The organism is Rhodoplanes elegans (genome assembly GCF_016653355.1).
In the GTDB taxonomy this organism is placed as follows: domain Bacteria; phylum Pseudomonadota; class Alphaproteobacteria; order Rhizobiales; family Xanthobacteraceae; genus Rhodoplanes; species Rhodoplanes elegans.
The window spans coordinates 1-14,014 of sequence record NZ_NHSK01000182.1 but is presented as its reverse complement, the minus strand read 5'-3'; the positions used below and the strand labels follow the sequence as shown (position 1 = coordinate 14,014).

Annotated in this window: 12 protein-coding genes; 6 read left to right on the top strand and 6 right to left on the bottom strand. The window is 70.6% G+C overall.

The features are described 5' to 3' along the window. Positions 1-613: hypothetical protein (locus CCR97_RS22325; RefSeq protein ID WP_201159860.1), on the bottom strand; the 613-nt coding region annotated here is incomplete at its 3' end. Between the two features lie 8 nt (positions 614-621). Continuing rightward, positions 622-2,784: a TonB-dependent hemoglobin/transferrin/lactoferrin family receptor gene (locus CCR97_RS22320; RefSeq protein ID WP_420826093.1), complete on the bottom strand. Its 2,163-nt coding sequence runs from the start codon at positions 2,782-2,784 to the stop codon at positions 622-624. Between the two features lie 294 nt (positions 2,785-3,078). Between CCR97_RS22320 and hemP the strand changes: the two genes are divergently transcribed. From hemP to hutW, 5 genes are read left to right on the top strand one after another with little or no spacing between them, the layout of a single operon-like run. Next, complete coding sequence (hemP, locus tag CCR97_RS22315) at positions 3,079-3,288, top strand: hemin uptake protein HemP (RefSeq protein WP_111358901.1); 210 nt, start codon at positions 3,079-3,081, stop codon at positions 3,286-3,288. 7 nt (positions 3,289-3,295) lie between these two features. After that, positions 3,296-4,324 (top strand): heme/hemin ABC transporter substrate-binding protein, encoded by a 1,029-nt coding sequence (locus CCR97_RS22310; protein ID WP_111358900.1) that lies wholly within the window; start codon positions 3,296-3,298, stop codon positions 4,322-4,324. Beyond that, entirely contained in the window at positions 4,321-5,409 is a 1,089-nt protein-coding gene (locus tag CCR97_RS22305; RefSeq protein WP_111358899.1) for a FecCD family ABC transporter permease, read from the top strand. The genes CCR97_RS22310 and CCR97_RS22305 overlap by 4 nt, the downstream gene beginning before the upstream one ends. Continuing rightward, positions 5,406-6,230, top strand: coding sequence for a heme ABC transporter ATP-binding protein (locus CCR97_RS22300; RefSeq protein ID WP_201159859.1), 825 nt, complete (start codon positions 5,406-5,408; stop codon positions 6,228-6,230). The genes CCR97_RS22305 and CCR97_RS22300 overlap by 4 nt, the downstream gene beginning before the upstream one ends. A 20-nt stretch (positions 6,231-6,250) precedes the next feature. Then, positions 6,251-8,305, top strand: a complete 2,055-nt coding sequence (gene hutW, locus CCR97_RS22295) for a heme anaerobic degradation radical SAM methyltransferase ChuW/HutW (protein ID WP_146618834.1) — start codon at positions 6,251-6,253, stop codon at positions 8,303-8,305. Positions 8,306-8,450: 145 nt separating this feature from the next. Here hutW and phnE (CCR97_RS22285) read toward each other — a convergent pair whose 3' ends face one another. Genes phnE (CCR97_RS22285) through phnD form a run of 4 tightly spaced genes read right to left on the bottom strand, consistent with a single transcriptional unit; the run spans position 8,451 to position 11,943 of the window. Continuing rightward, positions 8,451-9,269, bottom strand: a complete 819-nt coding sequence (gene phnE / locus CCR97_RS22285) for a phosphonate ABC transporter, permease protein PhnE (RefSeq protein WP_111358753.1) — start codon at positions 9,267-9,269, stop codon at positions 8,451-8,453. Then, on the bottom strand, positions 9,269-10,078 hold the full coding sequence (phnE, locus tag CCR97_RS22280; RefSeq protein WP_111358752.1) for a phosphonate ABC transporter, permease protein PhnE: 810 nt from the start codon (positions 10,076-10,078) through the stop codon (positions 9,269-9,271). Before phnE (CCR97_RS22280) ends, phnE (CCR97_RS22285) begins: the two co-directional genes overlap by 1 nt. A gap of 4 nt (positions 10,079-10,082) precedes the next feature. Next, a complete protein-coding gene (phnC, locus tag CCR97_RS22275) occupies positions 10,083-10,946 on the bottom strand; it encodes a phosphonate ABC transporter ATP-binding protein (RefSeq protein WP_111358751.1) in 864 nt (287 codons plus the stop codon). Between the two features lie 37 nt (positions 10,947-10,983). After that, the gene (gene phnD, locus CCR97_RS22270; RefSeq protein ID WP_111358750.1) at positions 10,984-11,943 is read right to left on the bottom strand and encodes a phosphate/phosphite/phosphonate ABC transporter substrate-binding protein; all 960 of its coding nucleotides are present in this window, start codon (positions 11,941-11,943) and stop codon (positions 10,984-10,986) included. Positions 11,944-12,321: 378 nt separating this feature from the next. Between phnD and CCR97_RS22265 the strand changes: the two genes are divergently transcribed. Continuing rightward, the gene (locus tag CCR97_RS22265) at positions 12,322-13,941 is read left to right on the top strand and encodes an ABC transporter substrate-binding protein (protein ID WP_111358749.1); all 1,620 of its coding nucleotides are present in this window, start codon (positions 12,322-12,324) and stop codon (positions 13,939-13,941) included. Positions 13,942-14,014: the final 73 nt, after the last annotated feature.

Below are 14,014 nucleotides of genomic sequence, written 5' to 3'. Positions count from 1 at the left end.
CCACCTGCTCCTCGGGGGGCGGCGGCTCCTCCGGCGTCGGCTCGAGCTTCGCCTCTTCGGGCGGCGGCGGCTCCTCGACCTTCTCGGGCGGCTTCTCGTCGGGCTGCGGTGTCGGCTCGCCGGTCGAGGCCGTGCTGGTCGTCTCCGAGTCGCCCGGATCGGGCGCGAGCCCGGCGAGCTGATCGGCGCCGAGAACCATCTCGACCGAGATCACCTCGAGGCCGATGCTGGCGGCCGGCGGCGGGTCGCGGAAGAACGCGGCGAGGACCGCCCCGTGCAGCGCGACGGAGCAGAGCAGCACCAGTGCCGTGCGGCTCGTCGAGCCGGCCTTGGCGCCGACGACGGCCCGGTCGTCCGTCGCGACCGGCGGCAGCGGCGGCGCCGCGTGACCACCCGGACCGTGATCTCGGGTCGCCCGCACATGGGCGAGCGACACCACGTTCCCGCCTCGCGTGGCCCCCTCGCCCGCCGAAGCTCCGTCGCCGCGTGGATCGGTGTCGCGCCGCAGCTCCACGGGCGGAGCCGCGGACGCGGCGTCGGCATCGGACAGGCGGCCCGGCACGACCGTGAGCAGGCCGTGCCGGGGATCGATGGGGGCACGCGAGGCTTTCATGTCCGGGCTCAGGCTCCTCCGAAGCGGATCTTGACCGAGCCCTTGAACGTGATGCCGGGTGCCGGCGACGCCCACAGAAGGTCGTTCTGGGCGCCGACGTCCGCGCTCTTCGCGATCGGATAGGGCCGGTAGTACTGGTTGAGCAGATTGTCGATGCCGAAGCTCATCAGCACGTCGGGGGTCGGCTGGTAGCCGAGATAGACGTTGACGAGGTTGTAGGAGCTCGCCGGGATGTAGTTGGCCGGGATGTCGTCGTTGGACGCGACCGCGGCCCAGCGCACCATCGCGGTGATCTTGCGATCGAGGAAACGGGCGCCGACCGTGGTAACCAGCCGATCGCCCTGGATGCGCACCAGGCCGGTGCCGGTGTCGACGTTCTTGCCGCGCTGGATCGTGCCGGCGAGCCCGACGAACCAGCCGCCGGTATCGTACATCGTCTCCGCCTCGAAGCCCTCGATCCGGGCGTGCGGGATGTTCTGATACTGGTAGTACTGCGGCAGGCTCGGCGTGCCGCCGAAGCTCGTCAGCTCGATGTAGTCGTAGACGTCGTTGCGGAACACGTTGAACTTGCCGCGGAACGTCGCGCCGGCCAGGAACACGTTGTCGTATTTCAGGTTGACGCCGGCTTCCTTGTTCTTGCCGACCTCCGCCGCGAGGTTCGGGTTCGGCAGGAAGCAGAAGCTGCCGACGATCCCGTCGTTGCACAGGAAGCCGGGCTCGAACGTGCTGGCGCGCGCGTGCGCGCCGCTGATCACGGTCTCGGTCAGCGACGGCGCCCGATAGCCCTCGGCATAGGTGACGTAGGGCGTGAAGCCGTCGATCGGCGTCACGCCGATCGTGACCTTCGGCGACACCCGGTCGCCCGACGAGCCGCCGCCCGTGCCGGAGAGCTCGTAGGTGTCGTAGCGGGCCGCGCTGATCACCTCGAGCCAGGTCGCGAAGTTGCTCTTCACCTGCACGAAGGCGCCGCCGACGGTGCGCTCGCCGCCCGGCGTCGTGACGTCCGAGACGCCGCGCGGATCGTAGGTCTCGACCGTGTCGCGGAACGCGTCGCCGCCGACCGTGACGGCATGGCGGAACCCGAACGCCTCGAAGCGCGACGTGTTGTTGGCGTCGAAGCCGACCGTGTCGAGCAGATAGCTGCGCTCGTCGCCGACGCAGCCCGAGACCGCGTTGCCGGGCCGCCCGGCCGGGCACGGCGAGCTCACCGAGGTCGAGATGTGCTGCGTCTTGACCTGCTGGGAGTCGGTGCGGTTCCAGTAGACGTTGGCGTCCCAGTCGATCAGCTGGTTGTCGGGCCGCTGATAGCGCCAGCGCGCCGCCGTCGTGATGTTGGTGAGATCGGTCGCGTAGACCGAGGTGCCGCGGCTGCTGACGCCGCCGATGGTGCGGGTCGGCTGGCCGGCGTCGTACTGGTAGTTCTGGAAGATGCCGGTGAACTTCACCTCGTGCCCGTCGGCTGGACGGACCGTCAGCTTGGTGATGGCGCTGCCCACCTGGTTCCAGGAGTTGACCACCTCGGTACCGGAGCCGTCGTCGTAGTTCGCCTGCTTCTTGAAGCTGCCGCCGGCGAACAGGTCGATTTTCGGGTTGACGTGCACGCCGCCGAACACCGAGGCGAGACCGCTGCCGTGATTGCTGCCGACCTGGGTGTGCCCCTCGGCGCCCCACCGCTCGCCGGGCCGCACCACGTCCTGGATGTCCTTGGTGCGGAACGAGGCGACGCCGCCGATGGCGCCGGACCCGTAGATGTTGGCGGTCGGGCCGCGCACGATGTCGACGCCGCCGATCAGCTCGGGATCGAGGAAGAAGGCGCCGCTCGCGCCGTGGCCGGTGCGCTGATAGTTCTGGCGGGCGCCGTCGACCACCACGGCGACGCGGCCGAAGTCCTGCAGGCCGCGGATGTTGATCGAGGTCGACGGCTCGTCGCCGCGGTCCTGCACGGCGACGCCGGGCACCGCGATCAGGAGATCGGACAGTCGCTTCGGCAGGATCTGATTGATCTGATCCATGCGCACGGTCGAGACCGGCGCGAGCGAGTCGATCGCCTTCTCCTCGGTCTTGGTTGCCGTCACCGTGATGGCGTCGAGCGACTCGACCGCCTGCGCGAGCGCGCCCGTCCCCGACGACGCGAGCATCGCGGCCGTGATCGCGATCGTCGATGCTCCCAACAGAAGCCTGCCGGCTCCCCGCCCCTGTCCAACCATGTGAGCCCCCACTCGCGGTTCTGATTGTCGTCGCGGGCTGGCGGGCGAGCCGGGAACCGGCTGCTTGCTGGCTAGACGTCGCGGTCCCGTTCGGGTTCCGCGGTTAAGACTTGCCTTTGGTAACTGACTGTATTACGGCACGTCAAGGAAGACTACGAGAGTTTAGAAACTCTCTAAGGATCGAGTATTTAGTCTAAAATGGCTCTAAACTATAGTAGTCGCGAAGACTAATCAGTACAGAGCGGAACAGGCCCCGAGATGAACCGCACCGAGATCGACCGAGGATCCGTTTCCGCCACCCCCGCGACCGCGAACGACACTCGCCCTGAACGCAGCGTGCCGGTGGTGGACCATCGGATCGAGAGCCGTGATCTGTTCGTCGCCACCCGCGAGATCATCATTTCACATGGGCCCGACGCCTACCGGTTGCGGCTGACGGCGCAGAACAAGCTGATTCTGACCAAGTGAGGCTTCCATGACACGGACGCGCCCGGGGCTCCGGCGTCTCGCGGCGGCGATGCTGGTCGGAGCCGGCCTCTTCTCCGCGGGCATCGCGCCGACGCACGCCGCCGAGATCGTCGTGAAGGACGCGACCGGCCGCGACGTCGGCGTGACGGACACGCGCCGCATCGTCTCGATCGGCGGTTCCGTCACCGAGATCCTCTACGCGCTCGGGCTCGACGCGCGCGTCATCGCGGTCGACACGACCAGCATCCATCCGCCGAGCGCGCTCCAGGACAAGCCGAATGTCGGCTACATGCGCCAGCTCTCGCCGGAAGGCATCCTGGCCATGTCGCCGTCGCTGGTGCTGGCGCTCGACGGCTCCGGCCCGCCCGAGGCGCTGACCGTGCTGCGCGCCGCCAAGGTGCCGTTCGTGCAGGTGCCGGACCGCTTCACCCCGACCGGCATTCTCGACAAGATCCGCCTCGTCGCGGCGGCGGCCGGCGAGCCTTCGCGCGGCGAGTGCCTCGCCTCCGCAGTGGCGCAGGAGCTCGCCGCGGTCGCCCGGCAGCCGCGCCCCGCGAGCCGGCCGCTGCGGGTGCTGTTCGTCCTCTCCTTCGTCAACGAGCGCGCCATGGTGGCGGGTCGCGACACCGCCGCCGACGGCATCATCCGCATGGCCGGCGCCGAGAACGCGATGGCGGATCTCGCCGGCTACAAGCCCGTCGGCGACGAGGCGATCATCGCGGCGAAGCCCGACGTGGTGCTGATGATGGAGCGCCCGGGGCAGGCCTTCACGGCCGACGCCGTGCTGTCGCGGCCCGCCTTCGCGATGACGCCGGCCGGCGCCGGCAAGGCGTTCGTGTCGATGAACGGCCAGTATCTGCTCGGCTTCGGGCCGCGCACCGCGCTCGCCGTCCGCGACCTCGCCGAGCGACTCGCCGCATTCGGCGACACCGCCGCCAAGCCGGCCTCCGAAACGCCGCCCGCCTCCGGGTCGCCGCCGGTCGCCGACACCATGGCGGTCCGTCACGACGCCGCGCTGGAGGCGTGCCTCAAATGACCGAGGCCGCGGCCCGCCATCCCGCCCTCGTGGCGCGCAGCGGTCCGCCGGGCCTGCGGGCGCTGCCGCGCGGGGTCGTGATCGTCGGGCTCGCGCTGCTGCTCCTCGTCGCCGCCGTCGCCTCGGCCGGCATCGGCGCCGCGGGCATCCCGCCCGGCCGCCTCCTCGCCGCGCTCGGGCTCGCCGACGGCAGCGCCGCCGACATCGCCCGCGACCGGCTGATCCTGTTCTCCATCCGGCTGCCCCGCGTCGTCATGGCGGTCGCGGTCGGAGCGCTGCTCGCCACCGCCGGCGCGATCATGCAGGGTCTGTTCCGCAACCCGCTCGCCGATCCCGGCCTGGTCGGCGTCTCGGCCGGCGCCGGCCTCGCGGCGGCGACGACCATCGTGCTCGGCGACAAGCTCTTCGGCGGCATCGTCGGCCTGGAGGCGCTCCCCGCCGCCGCCTTCGTCGGCGCCCTCGGCGTCACGGCGCTGCTCTACCGCATCGCCACCCGCGAGGGCCGCACCTCGATCGCGACGCTGCTGCTCGCCGGGCTCGCCGTCGCGGCTCTGGCGGGCGCCGGCACCGGGCTCCTCATCTTCCTCGCCGACGACCGGCAGCTGCGCGACATCACGTTCTGGACGCTCGGCTCGATGGCCGGGGCCACCTGGCCGAAGGTGTGGGCGATGCTGCCGTTCCTGGCCGCCGTCCTGGTCTCGCTGCCGATGATCGCGCGCGGCCTCGATCTGCTCGTGCTCGGCGAGGCGGAGGCGTTCCACATGGGCGTGCCGGTGGAGAACCTGAAGCGCTTCGCCATCGTGCTGATGGCGGCGGCGGTCGGCGCCGCCGTCGCGGCGAGCGGCGTGATCGGCTTCGTCGGCATCGTGGTGCCGCATCTGCTGCGCCTCGTGATCGGCCCAGGGCATCGCATGCTGCTGCCCGCCGCCGTGCTGTTCGGCGGCCTCGTGCTGCTGATCGCCGACACGATCGCCCGCACGGTCGCGGCGCCGGCCGAGCTGCCGGTCGGCATCGTCACGGCGCTGATCGGCGCCCCGTTCTTCCTCGCGCTCCTGCTGCGCCAGCGCGCCGTGGTGGGCCTATGACCATGATCACGGCGACGGGGGTGACGGTGCGGGCGGGACGGGCAACGTTGCTCGACGGCGTCGATCTCGCCGTCGCGCCCGGCGAGACGGTGGCGATCGTCGGACCCAACGGGGCCGGCAAGTCGACGCTGCTACGCGTGCTCTCCGGCGACATCCGGCCCGCCGCCGGCGGCGTGTCGCTGAAAGGCGCACCGCTCGCGAGCTATCATCCGAAGGCGCTCTCGGGCCATCGCGCCGTGCTGTCGCAGAGCATCACGGTGGCGTTCCCGTTCACGGTCGACGAGGTCGTCCGCATGGGGGCCGGCGACGCGCGCGGGCCGCAGGCGGATGCCCTCGTGGAAGCGGCGCTCGCAGAGGTCGATCTGCTCCCGTGCCGCGACCGCATCATCACGACGCTGTCGGGCGGCGAGCAGCACCGCGCCCATTTCGCCCGCGTCCTCGTCCAGCTCGCCCGCGGCGAGGCCGACCACGGCCCGGGCCTGCTGCTGCTCGACGAGCCGACCGCGGCGCTCGACCTGCGCCATCAGATCGACTTCGTCGCGACGACGCGGGCGCGCGCAAGGGCCGGCACGGCCGTCGTCGCCGTGCTGCACGACCTCAATCTCGCGGCCTCGTTCGCCGACCGGGTCGTGGTGATGCACCGCGCCCGCATCGCCGCGTCGGGCCCCGCGCAGGCCGTCATCACGGCCGAGATGCTGGCCCGCGTGTTCGAAGTGGAGCTGGCGAGCTGCGGCCTGCCGATCGGCACGCCCTGCGTGCTGCCGCACATGATCACGCCGCGCACCGGGCGACCGGTCGGCGGCGCGCGCCCGCGGAGCTGAGCGGGCGCACGGAGGGGGGAATGCAACGGATTGCGACACGGCCGGTCGCCGGCGGTCATCCAGGCGACGCGCATCCTCAGGCCGGCGGGCATCCGCACGCCGGCCACCCCTACGGCGCTCACCCGCACAGCGGCAGCCATCCGCACGGGGGCGGGCACGCCTCCGGCGGGATGCGCGACCACCCGGCCTCGGCGCCGCAGAGTCTCGAATCCTTCCTGGTACCGCCGGGCCGCGACGCGCTGACCGAAGCCTTCTCGGGCCGCAGCTTCGCGCCGCCCTGGCGCGGCAGCACGGCGATCGACCCGGCCGAGACCGAGGCGGTTCTGGCCCGGGTGTTCGAAACGCCGCGCGACGAATCGGCGCTCGCCTATCTGCACGTGCCCTATTGCCAGAGCCGCTGCCTGTTCTGCGGCTTCTTCCAGAACGTCTGGCGCCCCGAGGCGGCCGAGGCCTATGTCGACGACATCGTCGCCGAGGTGGCGGCGCGCGCGACCACGCCGCTGGTCGCCTCGGCGCCGATCGCCGCCGTCTATATCGGCGGCGGCACGCCGACCGGCCTGCCCGCCGCCGGGCTCGCCCGGCTGGTCGCGGGACTGCGCACCCATCTGCCGCTCGCGCCGGACTGCGAGGTCACGCTGGAGGGACGCTCCTACGACTTCGGCCTGACCAAGGCCGTGGCGGCGATCGGCGCGGGCGTGAACCGCATCTCGCTCGGGGTGCAGAGCTTCGACACGACGATCCGCCGCCGGCTCGGCCGCAAGCTCGCCGAGGAGGAGCTGCGCGCCGCCATCGGCGAGCTGATCGCGCTCGGTCGTGCAAAAATCGTCTGCGACCTGATCTACGGCCTGCCCGGCCAGACCGACGAGACCTGGGCACACGATCTCGACACGGTGGCCGCGCTGGGGCTCGACGGCGTCACGCTCTATGCGCTGAACATCTGGGGCGGCGGCCCGCTGTCGCGCGCCATCGCGGCCGGCAAGCTGCCGCCGGCGAGCCCGATCGCGCGCCAGGCGAAGGCCTACGCGGCCGGCGTCGCGCGCCTTACCGCGCACGGCTTCCGCCAGGTGTCGCAGTCGCATTTCGTGCGGTCCGCGGCCGAGCGCAACGTCTACAACGCCGGCATCAAGCGCGGCATGCCGTGCCTCGCCTTCGGGCCCGGCGCCGGCGGCCAGGCGCATGGGGTGCGCTGGCGCAACGTCATCGAGATCGAGCGTCGCCGCGCCCTGCAGGCGGAGGGTCGCGCGCCCGTCGAAGGGCTCTCGCGCATGCCGGCCCGCTACGCCGCCCAGGCGGCCATCACGGCCGGGCTGGAGAGGGGCAGTGTCGACCTCGCCGCCGTCGATTCGCTCGCGCCCGGCTTCGCCGCGGCGGCGGCGCCGCTGGTCGCCAACTGGCGTGACGCCGGCCTCGTCGCGCCCGACAGCGAGGGCGGGAGCGAGCGGCTGCGCACCACCACGGCCGGCGCGTTCTGGATCACCAATCTCACCAGCGGCCTCTACGCGGCGCTCGACCGCGCCGCACAGCCATCGATGTCCTCCAAGGAGCCTCGCATGACCGATACGGCCCTCGCCGCCCCTGCCCCGTCGCCCGACGCGCTCGCGGCGCAGCTCGCCGCCAATCCGGACGGCGTCCTCGAGGTGCTGGCCCGCCAGCACGGCGTCTCGACGCTCGCGGCGACCCGCATGCTGCCGGCGGCGAACTGCACGTTCGCGCCGGCCGAAAAGTTCGCCGACGTGATGGGCGAGCTGACCGGCTGGGGCACGATGCTGTTCATCGTCCACACGCCGAGCATCGTGCTCGAATGCGCCGGCACGATCCCGCCGGGAGAATTCGGCCGCGGCTACTTCAACCTGCACGGCGACAGCCCGATCGGCGGCCACATCAAGGCCGAGCGCTGCACGGCGATCGCCTTCGTGCGCCGCCCGTTCATGGGTCGCGAGAGCTGCTCGATCCAGTTCTTCGACGGCGACGGCGAGGCGATGTTCAAGATCTTCGTCCGCCGTCTGCCGGACCGCAGCATGGACCCGGAGCAGGTGGAGAGGTTCGAGGCGCTGCGGGCGAAGCTCGCGGGGTGAGGCATCACCGTCATTCCGGGGCGCGGACCGTCAGGCCCGCGAGCCCGGAATCCATAGCCCCAGTGCCGGTGGCGCACGATAAGCAGGGGATATGGGTCCCGGGCTCGGCGCTGCGCGCCGCCCCGGGACGACCGAGGAAAGCGCCTCAGATGATCGCGTGCCGCACCTTGGCCGAGACCCACTCGCTCACCAGAACGGTGCCGAGGACGACGAGCAGGATCAGGCTCACCTGCGACCAGGCGAGCGTGTTGAGCGAGGCCTCGAGCGACAGGCCGATGCCGCCGGCGCCGACCAGGCCGACCACGGCGGACTCGCGGATGTTGATGTCCCAGCGGAACACCGTGATGCCGGCGAAGGCCGGCATCACCTGCGGGACGATGCCGTAATCCATCACCTGCAGGGCGGAGGCGCCGGTCGCCTGCATGGCCTCGACGGGCGCCGGGTCGATCTCCTCGATCGCCTCGTAGATCAGCTTGCCCATGAAGCCGACCGAGCGCAGCGCGATCGCGACGATGCCGGCGAGCACGCCGGGGCCCAGGATCGTGACCAGCAGCAGCGCCCAGATCAGCGAGTTGATCGAGCGCGACGCGACGATGATCAGGAGCGCGACCGGCCGCACCAGCGCGACGCTCGGCGTCGTGTTGCGGGCGGCCAGCACGGCGACCGGCACGGCGATCGGCAGCGCCAGCAGCGTACCGAGCGTCGCGATCGCCAGCGTGTCCCACAAGGGGCGCAGAAGCTCGCCGAGATAGGACCAGCGCGGCGGCACCATGCGGGCACCGATGTCGACGGCTTGGCGCGGCGCGTCCCACACGAAGGCCCAGATGGTGTCGCGCGTCATCTCCTCCCAGGCGGCGACGACGAGCGCGACCAGCAGGAGCCACGCGACCCAGCCGACGAGCGCGCGCCTGCGCGTGGTGCGCCGCCACATCGGCGTGCCGTCGATGGCGGAGCTCACCGGCATCACTGGATCCTCTTGCGCACCAGGCCGGACCCGTACTCGGCCGCCATCACGATGGCGATGATCAGGAGCAGGATCGCGGCGGCGCTGCCGTACTCGTAGCGATCGAGCGCCGTGTTGAGCGTCGCGCCGATGCCGCCGGCGCCGACGATGCCGACCACGGCGGATTCGCGGAAATTGATGTCGAGCCGGTAGAGCGACAGGCCGATCAGCCGCGGCATCACCTGCGGCCGCACCGCATAGTCGACGAGCTGCAGCCACGAGCCACCGGTCGCCCGGATCGCCTCGACGGGCGCCGGGTCGATGTCCTCGATGTCCTCGGCCAGGAGCTTGGCGATGAAGCCGATGGTGGCGATCGTCAAGGTGAGAAAGCCGGCGAACGGCCCGAAGCCGACCATGGCGACGAACAGGATCGCGACGATCACCTCGTGGAAGCTGCGCGACAGCGCGACGACGGCGCGGCAGACCAGATAGACGGGCAGCGGCGCGAGGTTGCGGGCGGCGCCGACGCCGATCGGGATCGCGAGCAGGATGCCGGCGACCGTCGACGTCACCGTCATGGTGAGGCTCTCGCGCATGCCGAGGACGATGTCGTCCCAGCGGCTGGCGAAGTCCGGGCTCATGAAGCCAGTGAGCAAACGAGCGCCGCGCGAAATCCCCTCGGCGAGCCTTGTCCAGTTCACCTCGACCGAGCCGACCGCGACGACGAGATAGAGCAACGCGCCGCCGTAGAGGACGACGCGCAGCCACGGCCGCGCGATGAAGGGCGGGCGGCGCCAGCGATCGGGATAGGAGGTGGCGGCGAGCGTCACGGCGTCACTCGGCGGCGGCGCGCAGCGCGGCCATCGATGTCACGGGCGCGGCCGCGGGCGAGACGGCGGGCGCCGGCGCTGCGCCGTCGTCCTCCGCTTCGGCCTCGCCCGCGCGTGCCGTGCGGGTCCAGTCCTCCTCGCCGTAGATGCGGGTCAGCACCGTGGCGTCGAGCCCGGACGACGGCCCGTCGTAGACGACCTCGCCGGCCTTGAGCCCGACGATGCGGCCGAGGAACATCTGGGCGAGCGCGACGTCGTGGATGTTGACGATCGCGGCGAGCCGACGCTCGGCGCAGACCTCGCCGATCAGCCGCATGATCTGCCGCGACGTCTTCGGATCGAGACTCGCGGTCGGCTCGTCGATCAGGAGGAGGTCGGGTCCCTGGAGCAGCGCGCGGGCGATGCCGACGCGCTGGCGCTGGCCGCCGGAGAGCGCGTCGGCGCGCTTGTCGACGTGATCGAGGAGGCCGACGCGGTCGAGCGTCGCGAAGGCGTTGCGCACGTCGTCGGGCGGGAAGCGGCGCGTCAGGCTCCGCCAGAACGGCACCGTGCCGAGCCGGCCGGCCAGCACGTTCTCCATCACGGTGAGCCGCTCGACCAGTGCGAACTCCTGGAAGATCATGCCCATGCGGCGACGCAGGCGGCGCAGCGCGCGGCGCGACGCGCCCGTCACCTCGTCGTCGCCGAGCAGGATGCGGCCGGAGGTCGGCTCGACCAGCCGGTTGACGCAGCGGATCAGGGTCGACTTGCCGGCGCCCGACGGGCCGATCAGGCCGATCACCTCGCCGGCCGGCACCACGAGGTCGACGCCGCGCAGCGCGGCGTCGCCGGTGCGGTACTGCTTTCGCAAGCCCTCGATCCGCAGCATGCCGGCTCCACTCTCGCCCGTGACAGTGCTCGTCGGATCAGCCCTTGCAGTCGTAGGAGACGCCCATCGCCTTGTCGATGTCGCGCACCACCTCCCAATGCTGCTTGAAGGTGATCGGGATGAACTTCTCCTGCGGCGGCTCGGTCGACTGGAACTCCTTGAGCAGATCGCTGCCGGTCCAGTCGAACGAGAAGAACGCCTCCTTCACCTTGGCGGCCAGCTCGGGCTTCAGATTGTAGACCATGCCGTAGCCGGTGGTCGGGAAGGTCTGCGACTTGTAGATCGAGACGAGCTGATCCTTCTTGACCACGTTGCGGGCCAGCATGCGCAGCATCACCGAGTTGGCGATCGCCGCCACCGGATAGTCCTTGTTGGCGACGCCGATGACCGAGTTGTCGTGCTTGCCGGAGAACACCGGCTCGTAGTCCTTGCCGGGCTCGAGCCCGAACTTCTCGCGCAACAGCGCCGACGGGGCCTTGTAGCCGGAGTTCGAGGTCTGCGACGTGAACGCCATCTTCTTGCCGCGGATCTCCTCGGGCTTCGTCACCCCGGAGCCCGGATGCGTGATGATCTCCATCTCGTAGCCGTACTCGCCCTTGAGCGAAGCCATCATGGCGAAGGGCACGAAGCCGGCGCAGTTGACGGCGATCGGGTTCGACCCGGTGTTGAAGCCGGCGACGTGCAGGCGGCCCGCCCGCATCGCCTCGAGTTGGGCGGCGTTGGACTGGACCGGGAAGAACTGCACCTTCTTGCCCGTCACCTTCTCCATGTGGCGCAGGAAGCCGTCCCACACCTTGGCGTAGACGGCGGGATCCTCGACCGGCGTGTAGGCGAAGACGAGAGTGGACGGGTCGACCCACTGCTTGGGATCGGTCGGCGTGTCGGCGACGAGGTCGCCGTCGGCGTCGGTGTAGCGGGCGTCGAGCGCGGCGGCGGTGAGCGGCTGCAAGGCGAGGGCGAGGGCGCCGAGAAGGGCGCCGAGGCGGCGAACGCGCATCGCGAGATCTCCATGTGCGCCCCGCCGCGCGCCGGCGACCGTCCGATGACGCGCCGCGACCGCGGCCGGGGTCCGGACGTTCGCCTAGGCCGCTCGTATTACAGTGATGTGACGATTGTGACCGGCGGCGACGGTGGCCTCCCCAGGTCGCGGCGGCGCGCCTGCATTTGCCTACTCATTAGCCATATCGCCGCCTCCTGTATGCAATCCGGAGCACCCCGGCCCGGTCGCCGGCCCTTGGCGGGCATCGCTCCGGCCGAACCTTTTCTCGTTCTGTCAGGCGGTTGCGCGGACGATGCGGCGCCTCGGCCGAGTTGGCACGCGGCTTGCGGAATGTCTCGCACCCCGCGCCCCCGCCCTGCCATTCGGAGAACGAGAATGAAGCGTCGTGACGTCCTCAAGTCGATGACGGCCCTGGCGGCCGGCAGCATGCTCCCGGCCCCGGCGATCTGGTCGGAGGCGAAGGCCCAGGCCCGGAACGAGACGCTGCTGCTGGTCTCCGAGAGCGGGCCGAACAATCTCGACATCCACGGCTTCGGCACCAACCGTCCCGGCTACGAGGTCGCCTGGAACTGCTACGACCGGCTGATCTCGCACGGCACCAAGACGCTGGAGAACGGCGTCGCCTCCTACGACCGCGACAAGTACACGCCCGAGCTGGCCGAGGACTGGAACGTCACCGACACGTCGGCGACCTTCAAGCTGCGCAAGGACGCGACCTTCCACGACGGCACGCCGGTGACGGCCAAGGACGTGAAGTGGTCGTTCGACCGCGCCGTCACGGTCGGCGGCTTCCCGACCTTCCAGATGAAGGCCGGCTCGCTGGAGAAGCCCGAGCAGTTCGTCGTCGTCGACGACCACACGTTCCGGGTCGACTTCACCCGCAAGGACAAGCTGACGATGCCGGACATCGCCGTCATCGTGCCGTCGATCTTCAACGCGGAGCTGATGAAGAAGAACGCCACCGAGAAGGACCCGTGGGCGATGGACTACGCCAAGGCCAACACGGCCGGCGGCGGCGCCTACAAGGTGACGAAGTGGACGCCCGGCACCGAGGTGATCTACGAGCGCAACGAATCCTGGAAGGGCGGCCCGCTGCCCAAGATCAAGCGCATCGTGTGGCGCATGGTGCCGTCCGCCGGCAACCGGCGCGCCCTGATCGAGCGCGGCGACGCCGACATCTCGTTCGACCTGCCCAACAAGGACTTCGTGGAGCTGAACCAGGCCGGCAAGGTGGCCGTGGTGTCGAGCCCGATCGGCAACGGCATCCAGTACATCGGCATGAACGTGACCAAGCCGCCTTTCGACAAGCTCGAGGTGAGGCAGGCGGTCGCCTACGCGATTCCGTATCAGAAGATCATGGACGCGGTGATGTTCGGCCTCGCCAAGCCGATGTTCGGCGCGCCGGAGGGCGCGGCGCTTACGACCGCCTGGCCGCAGCCGCACGGCTATGTCACGGATCTCGCCAAGGCCAAGGCGCTGCTCGCCAAGGCCGGCCTGCCGAACGGCTTCGAGACGACGCTCTCCTTCGACCTCGGCTTCGCCGCCGTCAACGAGCCGCTGTGCGTGCTGGTGCAGGAGAGCCTCGCCCAGATCGGCATCAAGGCGACCATCAACAAGGTGCCGGGCTCGAGCTGGCGCGCCGAGATGACCAAGAAGGAGATGCCGCTGATCTCCAACTTCTTCTCCGGCTGGCTCGACTATCCCGAGTACTTCTTCTTCTGGTGCTATCACGGCCAGAACTCGCTGTTCAACACCATGAGCTACCAGAACAAGGACATGGATGCGCTGATCGACGCCGCCCGCAAGGCGGCGGCGGAAGGCGACACCGCGGCCTACGACCGCGACGTGAAGGGCTTCGTCGCCAAGGCGTTCGACGACGTGCCGCGCATCCCGCTGTTCCAGCCCTATCTCAACGCGGCGATGCAGAAGAACGTCTCCGGCTATCGCTACTGGTTCCACCGCCAGCTCGACTACCGCACGCTCAGCAAGGCGTGAGCGAGAGGCACGGCGCGCCCGCACGACGGGCGCGCTCCCTCTCCCCGCACGCGGGGAGAGGGGTGGGGTGAGG